A 22,785-nucleotide genomic window follows, 5' to 3' on the forward strand; every position below is an offset into this window, starting at 1 on the left:
AGTCCCCCGGAAGGGTGGGTTCCGCTCCTTGCGGGCGACGCCCCGGACCGTCCGCACGAGCCCGTCCGGGCCCCTTCCGCCGGGCGCCGCAAGGGGCCGGGGCGGGGGCCGGTACGTCTGTGTAGAGGGCAACCGGCATTGCCATCGGGGCCCGGTCTCGGGCATGCTCCGGAAAACGCCGCACGCGCCGTGCGCGGGGCGGGCAATGGAGGAGTGGCGCCGTACCCTTGGGGGTAAGGGGTTGGGAAGATGATTCCCGGACACCACGACACCGCCCGCTGACGCACTTCCACGCCGCTCTCCTCACGAGGACTCTCTTCGCCGAGACACCGATGGCCGGTCACGAAATCCCCGAACCCGCGGACCGCAAGCAGGTAGCCGACCCTCTGTCGGAACCGCTGGCGGCCGAACAAGCGCGCCGTCCGTGCGACCCCGCCTTCCGGCATGGGGTCGTCGTCGGCTTCGACGGCTCGACGTCCAGCGAGCGGGCCCTCGCCTATGCGATCGGCATGTCCCGCAGGACGGGCTCCGGTCTGATCATCGTCCATGTCGCCAACCGGCTGCCGACCACGGTCTGGGCGGGCTGCGAGCCCCCCGTCTTCGTCGACGTGCCGGACCACCGCACCGAGGTCCTCGGCCTGGAGCTCGCCTGCGCGGACTACCTCGCCGAGGTGCCCTGGGTGCTCGTGGAGCGCGGCGGGGACATCTGCCACGAGCTGGAGGAGGTCGGCCGGGAGTACTCGGCGGACGCCATCGTGGTGGGCTCCACGCACGGCCTGGTGGGCAAGATCTTCGGCTCGGTGGCCGGCCGCCTGGCCCGCCGCGCCCAGCGGCCGGTCGTGGTCATCCCGTAGCCCGGAGGCCGTTCCGGGCGCCGTGGCGCCAACTCGCCTGTGGAAAAGGCCGCATGGGCCCTTCCCGGCCGCTCCGGGGCCGGTTCCGGCCCGTACGCGGAAGGCCCCGCGGTCACCGACCGCGGGGCCCCCTGCGTCACGTGACTATTCGACGGTGACCGACTTCGCCAGGTTGCGGGGCTTGTCGATGTCCCGGCCCATGGCCAGTGCCGTGTGGTACGCGAAGAGCTGGAGCGGGATGCCCATGAGGATCGGGTCCAGCTCGTTCTCGTTCTTCGGCACGACGATGGTGTGGTCGGCCTTCTCCTGCACCTGGTGGGCCACGGCGAGGATGCGGCCGCTGCGGGCCTTGATCTCCTCCATCGCGGCGCGGTTCTTCTCCAGCAGGTCGTCGTCCGGCACGATCGCCACGGTCGGCATCGCGGGCTCGATCAGGGCCAGGGGGCCGTGCTTCAGCTCGGAGGCCGGGTACGCCTCGGCGTGGATGTACGAGACCTCCTTGAGCTTCAGCGACGCCTCACGGGCCACGGGGTAGCCGCGCACCCGGCCGATGAACATCATCGACTTCGCGTCCGCGTACTCGGCGGCCAGCCGCTTGATCTCGTCCTCGCCCGCCAGGATCTCGCTGATCTGGGCGGGCAGCTTGCGCAGGCCCTCGATGATCCGCTTGCCGTCGGCGACCGACAGGTCCCGGATGCGGCCCAGGTGCAGCGCCAGCAGCGCGAAGGCGACCACGGTGTTGGTGAAGCACTTGGTGGAGACCACGCACACCTCGGGGCCCGCGTGCACGTACGTGCCGCCGTCCGCCTCGCGGGCGATCGCCGAGCCGACCACGTTGACCACACCGAGGACCCGGGCGCCCTTGCGCTTCAGCTCCTGGACGGCGGCCAGCACGTCGTACGTCTCACCGGACTGCGAGACCGCGACGTACAGCGTGTCGGGGTCCACGACCGGGTTGCGGTAGCGGAACTCGGAGGCGGGCTCGGCGTCCGCGGGGATGCGGGCCAGCTCCTCGATCAGCTGGGCGCCGATCTGGCCCGCGTGGTACGAGGTGCCGCAGCCGAGGATCTTGATCCGGCGGACCCCGCGCGCCTCGCGGGCGTCCAGGTTGAGGCCGCCCAGGTGCACCGTGGAGAACCGGTCGTCGATCCGGCCGCGCAGCACCCGGTCGACGGCGTCCGCCTGCTCCGAGATCTCCTTGTGCATGTACGTGTCGTGGCCGCCCATGTCGTACGACTCGGCCTCCCACTCCACGGTGGTCGGCGTGGCCGTCGTGGTCGAGCCCTCCGTGGTGTAGGTACGGAAGTCATCGGCCTTCAGGGTGGCCATCTCGCCGTCGTCCAGGGTGACCACCTGGCGGGTGTGGGCGACCAGGGCGGCGACGTCGGAGGCGACGAACATCTCCTTCTCGCCGATGCCGAGGACGACCGGGGAGCCGTTGCGGGCGACCACGATGCGGTCGTTGAAGTCGGCGTGCAGGACGGCGATACCGTAGGTGCCCTCGACGGAGCGCAGGGCCTCGCGGACCTTCTCCTCCAGGGTCCCGGCGCCCGAGCGGGCGATCAGGTGGACCAGCACCTCGGTGTCGGTCTCGGAGAGGAAGACGACGCCCTCGGCGGTCAGCCGGGTCCGCAGCTCGGCGGCGTTGTCGATGATCCCGTTGTGGACGACGGCGACCTTGCCCTCGGCGTCCAGGTGCGGGTGGGCGTTCTCGTCGCTGGGGGCGCCGTGGGTCGCCCAGCGGGTGTGGGCGATGCCGGTCGTGCCGGCGAAGCGCTTGGGGACCCGGGACTCCAGCTCGCGGACCCGGCCCTTGGCCTTGACCGACTTCAGCGCGGCGGGCTTCCCGGCCGCGGGCTTCCCGGTGATCACGATCCCGGCGGAGTCGTAACCCCGGTATTCCAGCCGCTGCAAACCCTCCAGCAGCAGAGGGGCCACGTCACGCTTTCCGATGTAACCGACGATTCCGCACATAGAGCTGTCTGTCCTCCGACGACGAACAAGTAAAGGGGTACCCGGCCGCGAGGCGGCCTCAGCCGTAGACGATCCGGCGCAGCTGACGGAGCGAGAGCTCCGGCGGCGCGACCGCGCGGTGCGGCAGTTCGGCCGCGATCCGCTCGAAGATCTCCGTGTTCACCAGGCCGCCGGCCTGCAGTTCGCGGTGGCGGCGGCGGACGAAGACCTCGGTCGTCTCGTCGAAGTACGCCAGCACGTCGAGGATCACCCGGGCGGCTTCGCCGCGGGGCAGCGTGGTGCTGCGCACCACGTGGTCAATGAGGTCGTCGTACGACGAGAGGCGTTCGAGCACCTGTCGATACTGCGGCGGAAGGGGCCCGAGCGCAACAATCCTGCCCGATATCGGGCAGGGAACCGCGATACTGGCCCCGTTTTTCTGGCTTGGGTGGATTTCGCTCGGGCGGCACGGCGGTGCGGGGGAGGGCGTGGGGCGGCAGTGGTCGGAGCCGAAGGGGTGAATGTCCACATAAGACGCAAAAGCTCATCAGGGTGCCTGGGTGACCAACGGCGAGTAGTGGTCTACACCTTGACCACCCGTGAGGCGCGCGGTACGCATGGCGACGGAGAAAGGTCAGGAGACCCAGCAGAGTGACCCCCCAGAAAGGGACCCGGCTTGTGAGACTGCACACGGTACGCCGCAGTGCTCTTCCCCGTACTCTTCCCCGGCTCCTCGGTTCGCTGCTTCTCGTCGCGGCGGCCGGTGTCTCCAGCGCGTGCGCCGCCCCACAGGCGTCCGCCGCGAGTGCGACCGCGGTGGCGTGGGCGCCCAGGCCGCTCGGCCAGGTGGTGCCCGCCCCCGCCTCGGTCAGACCCGGCGGCGACCCCTACATGCTCAACGGCTCCACCAGGATCCGGGCCCTCGGCGCCTCCGGTGAGGCCCGCAGGATCGGCGACTACCTGGCGGGCCTGCTGCGCCCCTCCACCGGGTTCGCCCTGCCCGTCACCACCAAGGACGGCGGCGACGGCATCCGGCTCCGGCTCGACCCCCGCGCCGGCAAGCTGGGCGCGGAGGGCTACACGCTCACCTCCCGCCGCGGCAACGTCACCATCACCGCCAGGCAGCCCGCGGGGCTCTTCCACGGCGTCCAGACGCTGCGCCAGCTGCTTCCGGCCCAAGTGGAGCGCGACACCCGCCAGAAGGGCCCCTGGCGCGTCGCCGGCGGCTCCATCACCGACACCCCGCGCTACGCCTACCGGGGTGCGATGCTCGACGTCGCGCGCCACTTCTTCTCGGTGGACGAGGTCAAGCGCTACATCGACCAGGTCGCCCAGTACAAGTACAACACCTTCCACATCCACCTCTCCGACGACCAGGGCTGGCGCATCGCCGTCGACTCCTGGCCGAGGCTGGCCACGTACGGCGGCTCCACCGAGGTCGGCGGCGGGCCCGGCGGGTACTACACCAAGGAGCAGTACCAGGAGATCGTGCGGTACGCGGCCTCCCGCTACCTGGAGGTGGTCCCGGAGATCGACATGCCGAGCCACACCAACGCCGCTCTCGCCTCGTACGCCGAGCTGAACTGCGACGGTGTCGCGCCGCCGCTCTACACCGGCATCAAGGTCGGTTTCAGCACGCTGTGCGCCGGCAAGGACGTCACGTACGACTTCATCGACGACGTCGTCGGCGAGGTGGCCGCGCTCACGCCCGGCCGGTACTTCCACATCGGCGGCGACGAGGCGCACTCCACCACCCACGAGGACTACGTGGCGATCATGGACCGGGCCCAGGCGATCGTCGGGAAGTACGGCAAGACCGTGATGGGCTGGCACCAGCTGACCGGCGCTCACCCGGTGAAGGGCGCCGTCGCGCAGTACTGGGGCTACGACAAGACCAGCGCCGCCGACCGGCAGCAGGTGGTGGACGCGGCGAAGAACGGCACGAAGCTGGTGCTGTCGCCGGCGGACCGGGTGTACCTCGACATGAAGTACAACGACCAGACCGTACTGGGCCTGAAGTGGGCCGGCACCGTCGAGGTCCAGCGCAGTTACGACTGGGACCCGGGGACGTATCTCACCGGCGCCCCGGAGGACTCCGTGCTCGGCGTCGAGGCGCCGATCTGGTCCGAGACCCTGACCGACAGCGACGACATCGACGTGATGGCCTTCCCGCGGCTGCCCGGCGCCGCCGAGCTGGCCTGGTCGCCGGCGTCGACGCACGACTGGGACACGTACAAGCTGCGGCTGGCGGCGCTCGGGGAGCGGTTCACCGCCCAGGGCATCGACTACTACCGCTCGCCCCAGGTCCCGTGGCCCGCGTCGGAGACCGGCGGGAGCTGACACGGCACCGCCCCGGCGGCCGGGTTTCCGGCCGCCGGGGCGGTGAACGGTCGCGTCAGGCGACCTTCTTGGCGTTCTCGATGGCCTTCGCCAGGTCCTCCAGGATCGGCGCGCACTTGTCGTAGCTGTAGATCGGCTCGGTGGTACGCGGGATGACCTGGCCCGCCTTGACCGCGGGCAGCTGCGCCCAGGTCGGCTTGGAGGTCAGCGCCTCGGGCTGGAGGGCCGAGGAGCGGTTGTCCATCATGATCACGTCGGCGCCGTACTTGTCGACGTTCTCCCAGCTCAGCTCCTCGAAGAAGCCCGCCGAGTTCACCTTCGGCTCGACGAACTTCACGCCCAGCTCCTGGAAGTACAGGGTGTCGGCGGACATCTTGGCGAGCGAGACGTAGAACAGGTCCTGGCTGGCCGAGCCGACCATGACCTTGATCTCCGGCTTCGACTTCGCGGCCGCGCGCAGCCGGGCCGCCGCCTTCTCGAACCGGGTCTTCGCCGCGACGACCTTCGCGGACTTCACGTCGGCGCCCAGCGAGGCCGCCAGGTCCTCGTGGCGCCGGATCGCCTTCGGGATGGTGGTCTCGGCGGCCCACAGTGCGACGCTCGGGGCCAGCTTCAGGATCTTGTCCTTGGACTGGTCCGGCACGTACCAGAGGGCGTCCTTCTCCCACATCGCCGTGACCAGCAGCTCCGGGCCGAGCGCGGCGTACTTCTCGACGTTGAACTCGCCCCAGACGTTGCCCAGGATCTCGACCTTGCTGATGTCGAGGTCGCCGGCCTGCACGTCCGGCTTGCCGTCCTTGGTCTTCGTCGGGCCGAAGACCGCCTTGACCTCGATGCCGTAGTCGTGGAGGGCGGCGGCGACGCCGGTGAAGGCGACGATGTTCTTCGGTACGGACGCGGCCTCGGCGACCTGGCCCCGGTCGTCCTTGAACTTCCACGGCCCGGCGTCGGTGCTCTTGGAGCCCGAGCCGGCGGAGTCCTTCGCGTCGCTGCCGCCGCAGGCCGCCAGTACGGCGCCGAGACCGACGGCGCCGCCCATGGCCAGCAGGCCGCGACGGGTGGGACGGGACGCTCGTGTTGTGCTCATGACGGAGTCCGCTTTCGTACGAGCCGGGGACCGGCCGGTGACACGTTCGAGGGAAGGTTAGCCTAACCTCAGGCTGTGTCCACCAGGGGCCCCGGCCCGTACGGAGCGCGGTGCCACGGATCAGGCTTGCAGCCCCAGCTCGCGGGCGATCAGCATGCGCTGCACCTCGCTGGTGCCCTCGCCGATCTCCAGGATCTTGGAGTCGCGCCACATCCGGGCCACCGGGTACTCGTTCATGAAGCCGTAGCCGCCGTGGATCTGGGTCGCCTCGCGGGCGTTGTCCACGGCCACCGTCGAGGAGTACAGCTTGGCGATGGCCGCCTCCTTCTTGAACGGCTCCTCCGCCAGCAGCCGGGACGCCGCGTCCCGCCAGCCGATGCGGGCCATGTGCGCCCGCATCTCCATGTCCGCGATCTTGAACTGGATGGCCTGGTTGGCACCGATCGGCTTCCCGAAGGCGTGCCGCTCGGCCGCGTACTTCACCGACTCGTCCACACAGCCCTGCGCCAGGCCCGTCGAGAGCGCCGCGATGGCGATCCGGCCCTCGTCCAGGATGCGCAGGAACTGCGCGTAGCCCCGGCCCTCCTCGCCGAGCAGGTTCTCCAGCGGGACGCGCACGTCGGCGAAGGACAGCTCACGGGTGTCCGAGGCGTTCCAGCCGACCTTGGAGTAGGGGGCGGCCACCGTGAAGCCGGGGGTGCCGGAGGGGACGATGATCGAGGAGATCAGCGGGGCGCCGTTCTCCTTGCGGCCGGTCACCGCCGTGACCGTCACCAACTCGGTGATGTCCGTACCGGAGTTGGTGATGAAGCACTTGGAGCCGTTGATCACCCACTCGCCCGTCGCCTCGTCGCGCACGGCGGTCGTCCGGGTGCCGCCCGCGTCCGAGCCGCCGTCCGGCTCGGTGAGCCCGAACGCCCCCAGCGCCTCGCCCGAGCAGAGCCTCGGCAGCCACCGCCGCTTCTGCTCCTCGGTGCCGAAGCGGTAGACCGGCATCGCGCCCAGCGAGACGCCCGCCTCCAGCGTGATCGCGACCGAGGAGTCGACCCGGGCCAGCTCCTCCAGGGCGATGCCGAGCGCGAGGTAGTCGCCGCCCATCCCGCCGTACTCCTCCGGGAACGGCAGCCCGAACAGGCCCATCCGCCCCATCTCGCGCACGATCTCGTACGGGAACTCGTGCCGCTCGTAGAAGTCGCCGATCTTCGGGGCGACGACGTCGTGCGCGAACTCCTCGACGGTCCGGCGCAGTTCCTCGTGCTCGGCGGTCAGCCGGTGGTCCAGGGACATGGGGACGTTCTCCTTGTGGGCGTTCACTGCGCCGCGAGTGCGCGGACGGTACGGGAAGGGCTGGGTCGGCCCAGGTGGCCGGCGAGCCACACGCTGGTGGCGGTGAGCTCGCCGAGGTCGACCCCGGTTTCGATGCCGAGGCCGTCGAGCATCCACACGAGATCCTCGGTGGCGAGGTTTCCGGTCGCGCTCTTCGCGTACGGGCAGCCGCCGAGGCCGCCCGCCGACGCGTCCACCGTGGACACGCCGTGCCGCAGCGCGGCGAGGGTGTTGGACAGGGCCTGCCCGTACGTGTCGTGGAAGTGCACCCCGATCACGTCGGTGGCCACCCCGGCCTCGTTCAGCCCGGTCAGCAGCGCGGTCACGTGGCCGGGGGTGGCGACGCCGATGGTGTCGCCGAGGGACAGCTCGTCGCAGCCGAGGTCCATCAGCGCCTTGGCGACCCGGACGACCTGCGGGACGGGCACGGCGCCCTCCCACGGGTCGCCGAAGCACATCGACAGATAGCCGCGCACCCGCACCGCCTCCGCCTTGGCCCGGGCCACCACCGGCGCGAACATCGCCAGCGACTCGTCCACCGTGCGGTTGAGGTTGCGCGCGGCGAACGTCTCCGTCGCGGAGCCGAACACCGCGATCCCGCGGGCCCCGAGCGCCAGGGCCCGGTCGAGCCCGCGTTCATTCGGCACGAGGACCGGCAGCGCCACGTCACCGACGTCCGCGATGTCCCCGAGCATCGGGAACAACTGCTCCGCGTCGGCGAGTTGGGGCACCCACTTGGGGTGCACGAAGCTGGTGGCCTCGATCGTGGTCAGCCCGGCCACCGCGAGCCGACGGATGAACTCCGCCTTCACCTCGGTCGGGACGACCTCCTTCTCGTTCTGCAGGCCGTCACGGGCGCCGACCTCGTGGATGCGGACCCGGGCGGGCAGCCCCTCGGCGGGCACGGTCATCGGCAGGGCACGGGCGGTGGTGGTCATGCGTCCTCCCCGGCACCGGCGGCCGGCACGACCACGGCGAGCACCTGGTCCATGGCGACCGTGGTCCCGGCGGTCACGTCGAGTTCGGTCACGGTGCCGGCGTGCGGCGCGGAGATGACGTGCTCCATCTTCATCGCCTCCACCACCAGCAGGCTCTGCCCGGCGGCGACCTCGTCCCCGACGGCCACCTTCACCACGGTCACCGTCCCGGGCATGGGCGCGGCGAGCGTGTCCGCGCCGGAGCGGGCGGCGCCGGTCAGCGACGCCTCGACCGGGTCGTGGTCCCGGACGTGCCAGCTGTCGCCGTCCCGGCCGAGCCAGTGCCCCTCCGGGGAGACCGCGTACGCGAACACATGGGTGACCCCGGCGAGTTCGAACGCGATCCGGCCGTCACCGGCCGACAGCGTCCTGGCCTTCTCCGCCGTACCGGGCAGCGGCCCCAGCGGTCCGCAGGAGCCCGATTCCGGGGCGGGCGGGCTCGCGCCCTCGCCGACATGGCCGAACGTCAGCTCCGTGTCCCCGCCGCCGCACGGCCGCAGGCCCACCTGGACCGGGTCGTGGCCCGGGATGTGGAAGTCGAGCACCGTACGGGCCGGGGCGCCGCCGAGCCGCCAGCCGTTCCCGGCCGAGAACGGGTCGGCCCAGGCACCGGCGGCGGGACGGGCGGCGATGGACGCGGTGTGCTGCCGCAGCAGCGCGGCCGCCGCGTACACCTCCTCCGGCACGCCCTCCGGGACCAGCGCGGCCACCTCGCGCTCCACCAGGCCCGTGTCCAGCTCACCCGCCACCACGGCCGGGTGGGCCAGCAGCCGGCGCAGGAAGCCCGCGTTGACCGGGACGCCGAGGACGACGGTGTCCGCCAGGGCCACCCGCAGCCGGCGCAGGGCGGTCGCCCGGTCGGGGCCGTACGCGATGACCTTGGACAGCATCGGGTCGTACAGGCTGCCGACCTCGCCGCCCTCGGCGAGCCCCGAGTCGGTGCGCACCCCGCCGCCCTGCGGCTCGTGGAGCGCCAGCACGGTGCCGCCCGAGGGCAGGAAGCCGCGCGCCGGGTCCTCGGCGCAGACCCGGGCCTCCACGGCGTGCCCGGTGAGCGTGATGTCGTCCTGCCCGTACGGCAGCGGCTCACCGGCGGCGACGCGCAGCTGCCACTCCACCAGGTCGAGTCCGGTGATCAGCTCGGTCACCGGGTGCTCGACCTGGAGGCGGGTGTTCATCTCCATGAAGTAGTACGAGGACGGGTCACTGCCCGGGACGATGAACTCCACCGTGCCCGCGCCGACGTACCCGCAGGAGCGGGCCGCCTGGACGGCCGCCTCGCCCATCGAGGCCCGGGTCGCCTCGTCGAGCAGGACGGACGGGGCCTCCTCGATGATCTTCTGGTGGCGGCGCTGGAGCGAGCACTCGCGCTCGCCCAGGTGCACCACGTTGCCGTGGGAGTCGGCCAGGACCTGGATCTCGATGTGGCGCGGCCGGTCGATCCACCGCTCCACCAGCAGCGTGTCGTCGCCGAAGGAGGCGCGGGCCTCGCGCCGGGCCGCCGCGATCTCGTCCGCGAGCAGCGCCGCGTCCCGGACCAGCCGCATGCCCTTGCCGCCGCCGCCCGCCGAGGGCTTCAGCAGCACGGGCATGCCGATCCCGGCCGCCGCCTCCGCCAGCTCGGCGTCGCTCAGGCCGCTCCCGGAGGAGCCGGGGACGACGGGAACGCCCGCCGCGGCGACCGTCTCCTTGGCCCGGATCTTGTCGCCCATCAGCGAGATCGCGGTGGCGGGCGGCCCGATGAAGACGAGCCCCGCCTCCGTGCATGCCCGGGCGAACGCCGCGTTCTCCGCGAGGAAGCCGTAGCCGGGGTGGACCGCCTGAGCGCCGGTGCGGCGGGCGGCCTCCAGAAGGCGGTCGGCGCTCAGATAGCTCTCCGAGGCGGGCGCGGGGCCGATCCGTACCGCCGTGTCGGCCTCCCGCACGTGCCGCGCGTCCGCGTCCGCGTCGCTGAAGACGGCGACCGAGCGCACGCCCAGCTCGCGCAGGGTCCGGATCACCCGGACCGCGATCTCGCCGCGGTTGGCGACGAGGACCGTGTCGAACATCGTCATCTCTTCCTCACATCCGGAAGACGCCGAAGCCGGCGTCGCCCAAGGGCGCGTTGGCGCACGCGGTCAGGGCGAGGCCCAGCACCTGCCGGGTCTCCAGCGGGTCGATCACCCCGTCGTCCCAGAGCCGGGCGGTGGCGTAGTACGCGTTGCCCTGGGTCTCGTACTGCTCGCGGATCGGGGCCTTGAAGGCTTCCTCGTCCTCGGCGCTCCAGTCGTCGCCCAGCTGGTCGCGCTTGACCGTGGCGAGGACGGACGCGGCCTGCTCGCCGCCCATGACGGAGATCTTCGCGTTGGGCCACATCCACAGGAACCGGGGGCTGTAGGCCCGGCCGCACATGGAGTAGTTGCCCGCGCCGTAGGAGCCGCCGACGACCACGGTCAGCTTCGGCACGCGGGTGCAGGCGACGGCGGTGACCATCTTCGCGCCGTGCTTGGCGATGCCGCCGGCCTCGTAGTCCCGGCCGACCATGAAGCCCGAGATGTTCTGGAGGAAGACCAGCGGGATGCCGCGCTGGTCGCACAGCTCGATGAAGTGCGCGCCCTTCTGGGCGGACTCGGAGAACAGGATGCCGTTGTTGGCGACGATCCCGACCGGGTGGCCGTGGATGTGCGCGAAGCCGGTGATCAGTGTCTGGCCGTACTCCGCCTTGAACTCGGCGAACCGCGAGCCGTCGACCACCCGGGCGATCACCTCGCGCACGTCGTACGGCGTACGCGAGTCGACCGGGACCGCTCCGTAGAGCCCGGCCGGGTCCACCTTCGGCTCCTCGACCGGCCGCACCGACCAGGGCAGCGCGCCCCGGTCCGGCAGCGTGGCCACGATGTTCCGCACGATCCGCAGGGCGTGCGCGTCGTCCTCCGCGAGGTGGTCGGTGACGCCCGACGTACGGGAGTGCACCTCACCGCCGCCCAGCTCCTCGGCCGTGACCACCTCGCCGGTGGCGGCCTTCACCAGCGGCGGGCCGCCGAGGAAGATCGTGCCCTGGTTCCGCACGATGACGGCCTCGTCGCTCATCGCCGGGACGTACGCCCCGCCCGCCGTGCAGGAGCCGAGGACCGCCGCGATCTGCGGGATGCCGGCGCCCGACATCCGGGCCTGGTTGTAGAAGATCCGGCCGAAGTGCTCGCGGTCCGGGAAGACCTCGTCCTGCATCGGCAGGAAGGCGCCGCCCGAGTCCACCAGATACAGGCAGGGGAGACGATTCTCCAGCGCCACCTCCTGGGCCCGCAGGTGCTTCTTCACGGTCATCGGGTAGTACGTGCCGCCCTTGACCGTCGCGTCGTTGGCGACGACCACGCACTCCCGGCCGCTGACCCGGCCGATCCCGGCGATCACCCCGGCGGCCGGTGCGGCGCCCCCGTAGAGCCCCTCGGCCGCCAGCGGGGCCAGCTCCAGGAAGGGCGAGCCCGGGTCGAGCAGGGTGTCCACCCGCTCCCTGGGCAGCAACTTGCCGCGCGCCACGTGCCGCGCGCGGGCCCTCTCACCTCCGCCGAGCCTGGCCGTGGCGAGCCGCTTGCGCAGCTCGTCGGCGAGCGCGTGGTGCGCCGCCTCGTTGGCCTGCCAGGCCGCCGAGGCGGGATCCGCCGCGCTCGTCAGCACCGGTGCCTGCTGCATCGTGTCGAGCCCCCTTGCCCGTACCGCGCCGTTCCGATCGCCAACGCCACCGTGTTAATGAGCGTTAACGTGGCTACAGGTTAACGATCGCTAACCCGCCTGTCTAGAATGGCTGCTCATGAGCACCCATGCCGCCGCCCGCGTCGCGGCCCCCACCCGCCGCGAGCAGATCCTCCGGGAGGCCGCCCGGCTCTTCGCCGAGCGCGGCTTCCACGGTGTCGGCGTAGACGAGATAGGGGCCGCCGTCGGCATCAGCGGCCCCGGCCTCTACCGCCACTTCCCCGGCAAGGACGCGATGCTCGCCGAGCTCCTCGTCGGCATCAGCGAACGGCTGCTGGCCGGCGGAGAACTCCGGGTCTCCGAGGACGCCGCCTCCGGCGACGGATCGCCCGAGGCCCTGCTGGACGCGCTCATCGAGGGCCACATCGACTTCGCCCTCGACGACCGCCCCCTGATCACCCTGCACGACCGGGAGCTGGACCGCCTGCGGGACACCGACCGCAAGCGGGTGCGCCGCCTCCAGCGGCAGTACGTCGAGGTCTGGGTCGCCGTCGTCCGCGACCTCTACCCGGACCTGCCCGAACACGAGGCCCGCGCCACCGTCCACGCCGTCTTCGGCCTGCTCAACTCCACCCCCCACCTGGGCCGCCCCGGCGCCCTGCCCGGCCGCACCGAGACGGCGGCCCTGCTGCACCGGCTGGCCCGGGGCGCGTTCGCCGCGGCGGGGGCGCGCGCGGACTGACCTGCCGCGTATCCAGGGGCGGACGCCCGGGACGCCGGGCACGCGTCACGGCACAATGGGCCCATGCCGATACCCAGCCGCGCCGCCCTCGTCGAACACCTCGTCCGTACGCGCATCGCGGGGGACGTCGCCACCCCGCGCGACAACAACCTGGCCCACTACCGCAGCCTGGCCAACGGGGACCGGCACTACTGGCTGGGCCTGGAGCTGGGCGACCGGTGGCGCGACGAGCAGGACGTGCTGGCCGTGATGGCCGAGCGGTGCGGGGTCAGCGACGACCCGGAGCACCGGTTCGGGCAGGACACCATCGACCCCGAGCTGACCGTCGACGCCCTGGAGCGGGCCGCCGCCCGGCTCCGCAAGGCCGTCGAGGGCGCCGAGCGGGTCCTCTTCGCCACCGGCCACCCCGGCGGCCTGCTCGACGTCCACCGCCAGACCGCGCAGGCACTGCGGACGGCCGGCTGCGAGATCGTACGGATCCCGGGCGGCCTGATGGCCGACGAGGGCATGGTCTTCCAGTTCGCGGACGTCGCCGTCCAGGAGCGCGGCGCGACGCTCTGGCACACCCACTCCCCGGCCCCCATGGCCGCCATCCTCGACGGCCTGGAGCGCGAGGGCCGCCCGCTGCCCGACCTCGTCGTCGCCGACCACGGCTGGGCCGGATGCGCGGCGCAGCGCGGCCTGGACGCCATCGGGTACGCGGACTGCAACGACCCCGCGCTGTTCCTCGGCGAGTCCGAGGGCACCCTCCAGGTGGCGGTCCCGCTGGACGACCACGTCCTGGACCCGCGCTTCTACGACCCGATGACGGACTACCTGCTCGACGCGGCGGGGCTGCTCTGAGGCTTCAGAGCCCCTCCTCCTCGGCCGCGCGGGCCCGGCGGCGCGCCTCGCGCCCCGACGTGGGGTCCAGGTACACCCGTTTGATGGACGCGTACCGCTGCCGCAGCCGGCGCTCGGCCTCCTCGCACGCCGTCTCGACCTGCTCGGCGGTGACGGTGTCCCGGAAGTCGACCTTCGCGGCGACCAGGATCTCGTCCGGCCCCTGGATGAGCGTGGTCAGCTCCAGTACGGAGATGAGGTGGTCGATGCCGAGCAGCTCCTCCCGGATGCCGTCCCGCATCGGCCGCGACACCGGCCGCCCGATCAGCAGCTGGATGTTGGACCGGCCGAGCACCCACGCCACGTACACCAGCAGCGCCCCGATCAGCAGCGAGGCGATGCCGTCCCACACCCCGGACCCGGTCAGCTGGCCGCCGAGCAGCCCGCCCGCCGCGAGCAGCAGCCCGAGCAGAGCCGCCGAGTCCTCCATCACGACCGCCTTGACGGCGGTGTCCGGGGTGCGCCGGAAGTAGTGCCGGGCGGGCGCGCCCAGCTCCTTGGCCTCCTCGCGGACCTGCTTGAGCCCGGTCCGCAGCGAGAAGCCCTCAAGCAGGAAGGCGACGAGGAGCACGAGGTACGAGAGCAGCGGACTGCCCAGGTCCTCGCCCGCGAGCAGCGTGTGCACCCCGTCGTAGACCGAGAAGACCGCGCCGCCGACGAAGGTCGCGACGGAGGCCAGCAGCGCCCAGATGTACCGCTCGGGGCCGTACCCCAGCGGGTGGTCCTCGTCTGCCGGTTTCTCGCTGCGCTTGAGCGCGGTGAGCAGCAGGACCTCGGTGACGGTGTCGGCGACGGAGTGGGCCGCCTCGGAGAGCATCGCGCTCGACCCGCTGATCAGCCCGGCGACCGCCTTCGCCACGGCGATGCCGAGATTGGCCAGCGCCGCGACGACGACGGTGAACGTGGACCCCCCGCCACTGCTGCTTTTCTCGTCAGTCATGCCGGTGAGTATGTCCGCGCACGGCCCGCTCATGTCCGATGCGCGGCCGGGGGCCGGTCACCGGGGGACCCTGACCACACCCTCCTGGATGACGGTGATCGCCAGGCGGCCGTCCTGGGTGTAGATGCGGGCCTGGCCGAGGCCGCGCCCGCCGGACGCGGACGGCGACTCCTGGTCGTACAGCAGCCACTCGTCGGCCCGGAACGGCCGGTGGAACCACATCGCGTGGTCCAGGCTGGCCCCGACGACGTCCCCGACCGCCCAGCCGCCGCGCCCGTGGGCGAGCAGCACGGAGTCGAGCAGCGTCATGTCGGAGACGTACGTCGCCATGCAGACGTGCAGCAGCGGGTCGTCGGCCAGCTTGCCGTTCGTACGGAACCACACCTGCGACCTGGGCTCGCGGGGCTCGCCGACCGTGCCGAACGGCGGCGCGTCCACGTACCGCAGATCGACCGCGGCCCGCGCCTCGACCAGCCGGTCGACCATGCCCGGGTCGCTGAACCGGTCGGCGTAGCGGGGCAGCATCTCGGCGGCGGTGGGCAGCGTCTCGGGGTCGGGCGCGGGCGGCATGTCCGCCTGGTGCTCCAACCCGTCCTCGTACGTCTGGAAGGACGCGGAGAGATGGAAGATCGGCTGCCCGTGCTGGACGGCGACGACCCGCCGGGTGGTGAAGGAGCGGCCGTCGCGGATGCGGTCGACGGTGTAGACGATCGGCGCGCCCGGGTCGCCCATGCGCAGGAAGTACGCGTGCAGCGAGTGGGCGAGTGGGGCCTCCCCTGCTCGAGCGGAGCCGAGAGCTTGGGGAAGGTCGGCGGGGACGGTGCGGCCCGCGGCGACGAGCGCCTGGGCCGCGACCTGTCCGCCGAAGACCCGGGGCACGACCGCCGAGCGGCTGGTGCCCCGGAAGATGTCCTGCTCGATCCGCTCCAGGTCGAGCAGATCGAGCAGGGAATCGAGTGCGGTGCTCATGAGTGTGTGGACGCGGTCCCTACAGGCCCATGGACTTGGCGATGATCGACTTCATGACCTCGCTGGTGCCGCCGTAGATGCGGTTGACGCGGTTGTCCGCGTACAGGCGGGCGATCGGGTACTCGTTCATGAAGCCGTAGCCGCCGTGCAGCTGGAGGCAGCGGTCGATCACGCGGTGGGCGACCTCGGTGCAGAACAGCTTCGCGGAGGCGGCCTCGGCGGCGGTCAGCTCACCGGCGTCCAGCGCCTCCAGCGCGCGGTCGGCGACGGCCTGGGCCGCGTCCACCTCGGCCTGGCAGGCGGCCAGCTCGAACTTGGTGTTCTGGAACGAGGCGACGGTCTTGCCGAAGACGGTGCGCTCCTGGACGTACTCCTTGGCGAACCGCACGGCGGCGGCGGCCTGGGCGTACGCGCCGAAGGCGATGCCCCAGCGCTCGGAGGCCAGGTTGGTGCCGAGGTAGCCGAAGCCCTTGTTCTCCTCGCCGAGCAGGTCCTCGGCGGGCACCTTGACGTCCACGAACGCCAGCTCGGCGGTGTCGGAGACCTTGAGGCCCAGCTTGTCGAGCTTGCGGCCGATGGAGTAGCCCTCGGACTTGGTGTCCACGGCGAACAGCGAGATGCCGAAGCGGCGGTCGTCCTCGCGCGGGGCGGAGGTGCGGGCGCAGACGATGACGCGGTCGGCGTGGACGCCACCGGTGATGAACGTCTTGGCGCCGTTGAGGACGTAGTGCGTGCCGTCCTCGGAGAGCTTGGCGGTGGTCTTCATGCCCGCCACGTCCGACCCGGTGCCCGGCTCGGTCATCGCGAGGGCCCACATCTCCTCGCCGGTGACGAACTTCGGCAGCCAGCGCTTCTTCTGCTCGTCGGTGGCGAGCATCTTGATGTACGGCAGCCCGAGCAGCGTGTGCACGCCGGACCCGCCGAAGGAGACGCCGGCCCGGGCGGTCTCCTCGTAGATGATCGCCTCGTACTTGTGCGAGTCGATGCCCGCGCCATCGTACTCCTCGTCCACGTTGATCCCGAAGACGCCCAGCTCACCGAGCTGCTTGTAGAACTCCCGAGGCGCCTGCCCGGCGGCGAACCACTCCTCGTACACCGGCACGACCTCGGCCGCGATGAAGGCCCGGATGGTCTCCCGGAACGCCTCGTGGTCCTCGTTGAATACCGTACGGCGCACGGGGTGCCTCCCTGGTCGGCTGCGACTGCTACGTCTTCTACGTCTTCTGGGGCATGGCTAAGCGCTTGCTCAGCCATGGTTAAAAGTTACCCGGCGGTCACGGGGCTGTCCAGGGTGATGCGGAGCACGCGGGACGCGGGGTGGTGGCGACGCCGATCGATGGGGATGCGCGATCCGCGCCCGGCCGGATGTGAGTCAGGTGGGGAATTCTCCGACCCAGTACCCAGTGGTAGAGGTATTCGTCGTGCTGTGCGCCTGAGTCGCGCAGCACGGCCATGGGTACCCGTTCGACGGTCGACCCGATGTGCTCAGGCATCGAAACCTGGGGCGGGCGCTGACACACGTCCGCACTGAGTTCCACAGGGCGTCGAGCATGTGCGGCGCCTGCTCGACCGAGGAGATCTCACCGATGGTCTCCTCGGTCAGGGCTCGCGCGAAACCTTCGTCGTCGGGCCCAGGCGAGCCATGGCGAGGGATGGTCACGGTCACGAAGGCTCCCTGATGCCGAACTGCCGAGGGCCGGGTGAGGGCATCAGGTGCAGCACTGCTTCGGCGTTTGCGATCATTCGTCCGATCTCGATGGGGAGATGCTCGAATTCCTCCATGGCGACGTCGTACGGCTCTACGCGATAGCGGTTTCCGTCCAGGCCGGTCGCCTCGATGAGCCACCGGTGCCCGGTGGGAGACGTGGAGTCCTCCGCGTCCACCCAGGTCGCCTCGTGGCGCAGGACCATGAGGTCTCCCAGGTAGGCGGTCAGGTCCGTGTGCAGGGTGATCCAGTCCGACTGCTCGAACTCCGCCAGCGGAAGGCGATCCACGTAGTTCTGGAGACCTGGCAGGAGGTTCAGAGGGTCTTCCGTGTACCGCTGCTCGCTCAGGCCCAGCATCTCGGCGAGGCCCACGGCGTGACGGTGCATGCCGGCGGCCCACTCGGAGGCGTGCGAACCGGGTTCCGGCGCATCGGTGCCCAGGCCGGCGGCCAGTTCCCGGAGGACGGCGAGGCGCATGCGGCCGGGGGTGTGGTCCCCCTCCGGAAGGCGGGAGGTGAGTTGCAGCAGGGCGTCGGACGGCGCGAGGCCCTGGTCGTGGGCGGCGTGCAGACGGTCCAGCCAGCGGAGTCCGGCGTGGTACGTCTCGTCGTCACCGACGTCCCTCGGCTCGAAGCCGGCTGCGTTCTCGGCGTCGGAGGCCCAGAGGTACCCGAGCATTCCGTGTCCACCGAGCACGGGTACGTACTGGACCTCGCCATCGGCGGAGCGCTTGTAGCCGATGCGGCCGAAGCCGGGGGCGTGCGTGAACACGTCGTACCGGCGGGGGACTTCGAAGGCGGACCACACGTCGGATGCGGTGCCGTCCTCCTCGTAGAAGTTGTCGGCGCCGGTAGTGGTCGCCCTGGCGAGCGGGCTCCGGTCGCCCGGGTCGGTCTCGGAGCCGAGAGCGTCGGCGAGCGCGGGCAGGGCGGCGGCCAGGCGTGCGGAGTTCGTCGGGTAGCCGTTGTCCTGGGGGCGCCCCTTGAGGTCGTACGGCATCCAGGCGTCGTGGAGGGTCACTAGTTCCACGGCCACGAAGCCGGCGTACGCCGAGGCGCCGAGCTCGAACAGGCCGCACTGGAGCGCGTCCCCATCGGCCGATGCGAGCAGCCCGTCGCACCGCACGTCGGCGTGCACGGGGCCGGGCGGAGAGTCGCCCAGGCATGCTCTGACTGTCTCGGCAAAGTGCCCTGGGTCGTCGGCCGTTCTCAGGGCGCCCCGGAACAGGGAGTTCTTCGGCCTTCCCAGCTCGGCGACGGACAGTCGTACGTCTGCGTCGGTGGTAGCGAACCCATGCGCGGCGAGGACGGAGTGCGCGGTCAGCACATCGCGCAAGCACAGCTCCAGGTCGTCGCCGCTGTCGTCGCTACGTCCCCAGGTCCAGCGGGCGACGGGCTTACTGGCGATCACGGGTACTCCTCCCGGAGCGGTGTCACGGTGCTCGCAGAGCCTCAGGTGGGGAATTCGCCCACCCAGGTGCGATTCAGCAGGTGGGCGGGAAGATAGTCGGATTCGACCTCGATCGGGAATCCGGCGTCGTAGGCGAGGCAGGTGATGGCCAAGGGGCCGAGCGCCAGATAGCCCTCGACGCTGGCCTCTCTCTCCGGGGTTTCCGTCCAGTACGACTTGTGCAGTTCCAACGCTTCGAAGAGGGCCTGGTTGAAACCCGCCCGGTCTTTGCGTACGAAGAGATGGAAGAGGTTGACCGGCTGGTACAGGATCTTGTCGATGAATTCCTTCTCCGCCACTCGCGCGACGTCGGGGTGGGATCCTTCGATGGTGGCGATGAGTTTCCCGCCGAGGCCGGGACGCTCGTCCCAGTAGGACTGGAGTGTGTCGACCCAATCGAACATGAAATCGTCGTACCGCGCTCGTGACGCCCTCAGCAGCTCCAGCGGTACGCTGCACAGTTGGGTCATCCGTGCTTGGTCGCGGCAGACGATGGCCAGCCAGAAGGCGTTGATCCAGTGGCCGGGGTTAGCGGAACCGATCGGTCCGGTCGCCGGGATGGATCGCGTCACCTCCGCGATGCGGCACAGGACGTGCCCCTGCGATCGATCGGCGGCCGCGAACAGCGCGGAATGCAGCTGCAGCGCCGTCACCACGGCCTCCCAGGTGCGCAGCTCCGATGCGTCCGGGTCGGTGGCCAGATGGGCCCGGACAGTCAACAGGGATTTTCCGAGGCCACTGTCGAACATCCCGGGCGAGCGTTCCAGAGCTCCGATGGTCCTCAGGAGCCCCGCGCTCAGGTTTCGTGCGTACGTCTCGTCGTCAGGCCCCGCACTTCCGTGCCGGGCCACATGCCGTGTCACAAGGTGCTCCCGTTACCCAGGTCGTCCAACTTGCGGATGTCGAACTTCTCCATCGTGTAACCACCGTACAAGCCGCCATCCGCCCTGCCCTTGACCAGGATGTAGTCGAGCTTGCCGTGATCCAGTGCGAACTCAAGTTCCTCCGCAAGAGCCAATTCGCTGGGATGGGCTCGGCCTCTCTCCTGCATTTTTCGGAGAATGTCGAAGAAATATTCTCTCGAGCCTTGCATGGCGCTACCTCCCTCGGGGAGTTGGCGCGAATTATGAGGGGTCTTGACATTCGACTTGGCTTCTACGACTACAAACTTTCCATCCTTGCGCCGGTAGACCTGGTCGAACTGGTCGTTTCCGTTCGCTGGGCCGTAAAGTTTTTCCTTCTTGATGACGTCGTCATAGAGTTCCGGGATGGCCTGGTGTTCTGCCACCAGTTCTCCGTACGTCTCCGCAGCCTTGGTCTGTGTGCCCAAGGCGGAGCTGTACTCGTTGGCCGTATCGATCCGTTCGGGGGTTCCGTCGGGAAGTCCGGAGTGCATTCCCCTGTGTCGTTCGGCCGCTTGCGCGTAGTCGATGGAGCTTCTTCGGTGAGCGGCTGCTTCATCCAGTATCCGTAGCGAATTCTGGTCGGTCGCGTCTCCGCGAACGCGGCTTGCTCCTTCGCCGTCGAAGTATCGCTCCGGAATGGGTGGCGGGGCATCGCTTGCGGCGATCCACTCCCCATCCTTCTTGATGAGGTGCGGTGGGGCGTAGCCGCTCTCGTCTACGACCTTGACCCGTATGCGGCGGCCGTCGATTGAGTAATACCTCTGGAAATATCCTTCCTCGTGATTCGCCCGATAGACCTGGATTTCTTGCACCTGTTCACGAGTGAGTGAATGGCGAGGGCCATGGGGATCGGCGCCCTGGTGCATGGAGCTGGGGGGCTCATGGCCACCACCAGAGCCGACTCGCGCGGAGTGCCCTCCCGCTCCCGTCGGTCGGACACGTCCAGCGCTGCCGTTCGCCCCGACCAGCGCCTCCTCCGGCGAGGCCGAAGCCCGTACCCCCGCTCCCTCCCGCCGGGCCGCCGAGTTGTGTTGGAGGAGGGTGCCGTCCTCCCCGAGGACGTTGCCCGGGCGGTCCAGGTAGACCGTGTTGCCGTGTTCGTCCGTGCCCTTGAGGACGTTCTCCGGCAGGGCCGTCGTACCCTCCGGGAGTTTGAGGGTGCCCTCCGGGATGCGGAGGGAGCCCGCTGGGGGCTGTACTCCCTCCGGGAGGCGGACCACGCCGTCGCCCAGGGCTATGGCGCCCGGGGGGATCTCCGCGCCCGCCGGGAGTGTGAAGGAGTTGGCCGGGACCTCGAACGCGCCCTCCGGGACCGCCGCGCCCTCCGGCAGGTGCAGGGTGCCGTCGGGGAGTTTGAACGCGCCCTCCGGGAGGGTGATCGCGCCCTCGGGAAGGGCGGGTATCTCGAACTTCCCCAGGCCCTTGAGCACTGCCAGGCCGTCGCCGATCTTCGTCAGGCCCATGCCCGCGCCCGTGAAGACGTACGTCATCGGGTCGACGAACCGGCCCACCTTGCCCGCCGTGGACAGGGCCTTCGCCGCGAGGGCCGCCTTTCCGGCGCCGGAGGCCGCGCCGCCCGTGCCACCGGTGAACACCGTCGTGACGACGTTGAACGACACCGCGCCCAGAGCCCGGGACGGGTTCTCGCTCCACTGGTCCCAGGCCAGCAGTGCCTTGCCGGTCTGCTTCATCGCCGTGCGGGACTCACGCAGGGAGGAGGGGAGCTTGTCGTCCGGCAGGCCCCAGTACAGGCCGGCCAGTGGCGTGCCGGAGACCGCCAGGCCGGTGGCGAGCTTGCCCAGGCCCGACCACGCCTGCTTGGCGGAGTCCCAGCCGTCGGTGCCGACCAGGGTGCCCAGGCCCTTGACCGTGCCCCAGACGCCGTCGACGAAGAACCCCTTGGCGAAGTCCCAGGCGTGTTCGTGGAGCTGCCACCAGGGCACCGACTCCTCGACCGGGTCGCCCCAGGGCAGGCCCTCCGCGTGCTTCAGCGCCTCGGCGTCGTAGCCGTACGTGTGGGCCTTGCCCGAGCCCTCGTCGGCCCTCAGGGGCGCGCCGTCCACCAGTGCGACGATCTTGTTGTAGCAGGCCCGTTCCACCGCCTGGAAGGCCGCCCAGGTCTCCGCGATCTCCTCGCGGCGCCGGTTGTTCTCGCCGACGAGGTCGCCGTCCTCGCGCCACTTGTCGTCGGCGGCGGCCTTCACCCGGAACGCCCCGGCGTCCCGCTTGAGCTGCTTCAGCTTCTCGATCAGCGGTTCGGCGTCCTGAGAGTACGTGCTCAGCGCGGAGGTGATCGTGGCCAGGTCCGACTTGAGGGAGATCCCGCGGTCCGCCACCGGCCGGGTCGTGGCGAACAGCTGGTCCGCCTCGGGCGCCCGGTAGAACGCCTGGAGGCCGCCGAAGCTGCTGTGCACGTCGCCGGCGGACGTCTCGATGGCCTCGCCGCCCTTGGTCAGCGCGGACACCTGGACGTCGAGCAGGGCCAGGTCGCCGGTGAAGACCGGGATGCCTTCGAGGGTGATCGGCTCGTCGTCGCTCACCTGCCCTCCCCGATGTCCTTCAGCACGTCGAGGCGGAGGGCCCTGGCCGCGTCCTGGGCCCGCTTGGCGTTGTCCAGGTCACCTTCGACGTACTCGTTCGTCGCCGTGACCGCGCCCAGGACAGCCGCCTCGATGCGCTCCGCCATCGCGGCCAGCTGCGGCTGCCGGCCGCGCAGGTACTCGCCCAGGGCGGCGGCGACCGGACCCAGCGTCGGTGCCGTGAGGTGCGGCTGCCCCGGAGCCACCGGGCCTTGCAGCGGCGTCTCGCGGGCCATCGTGCCGGGCACCGCCGTGCCCGCCGCCCGGGCCGCCTTCTCCAGGGCGGCCAGCATCGCGTCCTGCGCCTTCGCCAGCTCGCCGGCGTGACCGCCCACGAGCCGCAACTGCCCCTGTACGCCCTGCGGTGTGATGTCCCAAGCCGTCACGGGCCGCCCCCCCCCGGAGT

The 22,785-nt window shown here is 70.8% G+C and carries 18 protein-coding genes; 4 read left to right on the forward strand and 14 right to left on the reverse strand.

All coding sequences use genetic code 11. The annotated features are described in order from the left end of the window. Positions 1 to 332 precede the first annotated feature (332 nt). Positions 333 to 854: a universal stress protein gene (locus ABZ565_RS12930; RefSeq protein ID WP_361024472.1), complete on the forward strand. Its 522-nt coding sequence runs from the start codon at positions 333 to 335 to the stop codon at positions 852 to 854. A gap of 144 nt (positions 855 to 998) precedes the next feature. Here the strand turns inward: ABZ565_RS12930 and glmS are convergent, their stop codons facing one another. Together glmS and ABZ565_RS12940 are read right to left on the reverse strand one after the other, a co-directional pair. Further along, entirely contained in the window at positions 999 to 2,828 is a 1,830-nt protein-coding gene (glmS, locus tag ABZ565_RS12935; RefSeq protein ID WP_361024475.1) for a glutamine--fructose-6-phosphate transaminase (isomerizing), read from the reverse strand. A gap of 58 nt (positions 2,829 to 2,886) precedes the next feature. Further along, positions 2,887 to 3,162 (reverse strand): hypothetical protein, encoded by a 276-nt coding sequence (locus tag ABZ565_RS12940; RefSeq protein WP_018105728.1) that lies wholly within the window; start codon positions 3,160 to 3,162, stop codon positions 2,887 to 2,889. A gap of 323 nt (positions 3,163 to 3,485) precedes the next feature. On the opposite strand from ABZ565_RS12940, the gene ABZ565_RS12945 reads away from it, so the two are divergent. Further along, positions 3,486 to 5,147, forward strand: a complete 1,662-nt coding sequence (locus tag ABZ565_RS12945) for a beta-N-acetylhexosaminidase (RefSeq protein WP_361024478.1) — start codon at positions 3,486 to 3,488, stop codon at positions 5,145 to 5,147. A 55-nt stretch (positions 5,148 to 5,202) separates the two neighbouring features. Here the strand turns inward: ABZ565_RS12945 and ABZ565_RS12950 are convergent, their stop codons facing one another. The 5 genes from ABZ565_RS12950 to ABZ565_RS12970 form a co-directional block, all read right to left on the reverse strand. Beyond that, on the reverse strand, positions 5,203 to 6,234 hold the full coding sequence (locus ABZ565_RS12950; protein WP_361024481.1) for an ABC transporter substrate-binding protein: 1,032 nt from the start codon (positions 6,232 to 6,234) through the stop codon (positions 5,203 to 5,205). Positions 6,235 to 6,354: 120 nt separating this feature from the next. Then, positions 6,355 to 7,521, reverse strand: a complete 1,167-nt coding sequence (locus ABZ565_RS12955; RefSeq protein ID WP_361024484.1) for an acyl-CoA dehydrogenase family protein — start codon at positions 7,519 to 7,521, stop codon at positions 6,355 to 6,357. Positions 7,522 to 7,544: 23 nt separating this feature from the next. After that, a complete protein-coding gene (locus ABZ565_RS12960) occupies positions 7,545 to 8,498 on the reverse strand; it encodes a hydroxymethylglutaryl-CoA lyase (RefSeq protein ID WP_361024487.1) in 954 nt (317 codons plus the stop codon). Then, the gene (locus ABZ565_RS12965; protein WP_361024490.1) at positions 8,495 to 10,591 is read right to left on the reverse strand and encodes an acetyl/propionyl/methylcrotonyl-CoA carboxylase subunit alpha; all 2,097 of its coding nucleotides are present in this window, start codon (positions 10,589 to 10,591) and stop codon (positions 8,495 to 8,497) included. Before ABZ565_RS12965 ends, ABZ565_RS12960 begins: the two co-directional genes overlap by 4 nt. A gap of 7 nt (positions 10,592 to 10,598) precedes the next feature. After that, on the reverse strand, positions 10,599 to 12,206 hold the full coding sequence (locus tag ABZ565_RS12970; protein ID WP_361024493.1) for a carboxyl transferase domain-containing protein: 1,608 nt from the start codon (positions 12,204 to 12,206) through the stop codon (positions 10,599 to 10,601). 118 nt (positions 12,207 to 12,324) lie between these two features. Between ABZ565_RS12970 and ABZ565_RS12975 the strand changes: the two genes are divergently transcribed. Together ABZ565_RS12975 and ABZ565_RS12980 are read left to right on the forward strand one after the other, a co-directional pair. Next, a complete protein-coding gene (locus ABZ565_RS12975) occupies positions 12,325 to 12,948 on the forward strand; it encodes a TetR/AcrR family transcriptional regulator (RefSeq protein WP_361024496.1) in 624 nt (207 codons plus the stop codon). 63 nt (positions 12,949 to 13,011) lie between these two features. Next, a complete protein-coding gene (locus ABZ565_RS12980; RefSeq protein WP_361024499.1) occupies positions 13,012 to 13,791 on the forward strand; it encodes a phosphatase in 780 nt (259 codons plus the stop codon). Positions 13,792 to 13,795: 4 nt separating this feature from the next. Here ABZ565_RS12980 and ABZ565_RS12985 read toward each other — a convergent pair whose 3' ends face one another. The 7 genes from ABZ565_RS12985 to ABZ565_RS13015 form a co-directional block, all read right to left on the reverse strand. Next, positions 13,796 to 14,770 carry a cation diffusion facilitator family transporter gene (locus ABZ565_RS12985; RefSeq protein WP_361024503.1) on the reverse strand — a complete coding sequence of 325 codons (975 nt, stop codon included), beginning with the start codon at positions 14,768 to 14,770 and terminating at the stop codon, positions 13,796 to 13,798. A gap of 57 nt (positions 14,771 to 14,827) precedes the next feature. Next, complete coding sequence (locus tag ABZ565_RS12990) at positions 14,828 to 15,739, reverse strand: acyl-CoA thioesterase II (RefSeq protein WP_361024506.1); 912 nt, start codon at positions 15,737 to 15,739, stop codon at positions 14,828 to 14,830. A gap of 19 nt (positions 15,740 to 15,758) precedes the next feature. Beyond that, complete coding sequence (locus ABZ565_RS12995) at positions 15,759 to 16,916, reverse strand: acyl-CoA dehydrogenase family protein (RefSeq protein WP_361024509.1); 1,158 nt, start codon at positions 16,914 to 16,916, stop codon at positions 15,759 to 15,761. A 485-nt stretch (positions 16,917 to 17,401) separates the two neighbouring features. After that, positions 17,402 to 18,856 carry a hypothetical protein gene (locus ABZ565_RS13000; protein ID WP_361024512.1) on the reverse strand — a complete coding sequence of 485 codons (1,455 nt, stop codon included), beginning with the start codon at positions 18,854 to 18,856 and terminating at the stop codon, positions 17,402 to 17,404. A 41-nt stretch (positions 18,857 to 18,897) separates the two neighbouring features. Further along, positions 18,898 to 19,644 (reverse strand): immunity 49 family protein, encoded by a 747-nt coding sequence (locus tag ABZ565_RS13005; RefSeq protein WP_361024515.1) that lies wholly within the window; start codon positions 19,642 to 19,644, stop codon positions 18,898 to 18,900. A gap of 110 nt (positions 19,645 to 19,754) precedes the next feature. Continuing rightward, entirely contained in the window at positions 19,755 to 22,340 is a 2,586-nt protein-coding gene (locus ABZ565_RS13010) for a hypothetical protein (protein ID WP_361024518.1), read from the reverse strand. Further along, on the reverse strand, positions 22,337 to 22,765 hold the full coding sequence (locus ABZ565_RS13015) for a DUF6507 family protein (protein WP_361024521.1): 429 nt from the start codon (positions 22,763 to 22,765) through the stop codon (positions 22,337 to 22,339). The genes ABZ565_RS13010 and ABZ565_RS13015 overlap by 4 nt, the downstream gene beginning before the upstream one ends. Positions 22,766 to 22,785 lie beyond the last annotated feature (20 nt).

Source organism: Streptomyces sp. NPDC016469 (assembly GCF_040632905.1).
In the GTDB taxonomy this organism is placed as follows: domain Bacteria; phylum Actinomycetota; class Actinomycetes; order Streptomycetales; family Streptomycetaceae; genus Streptomyces.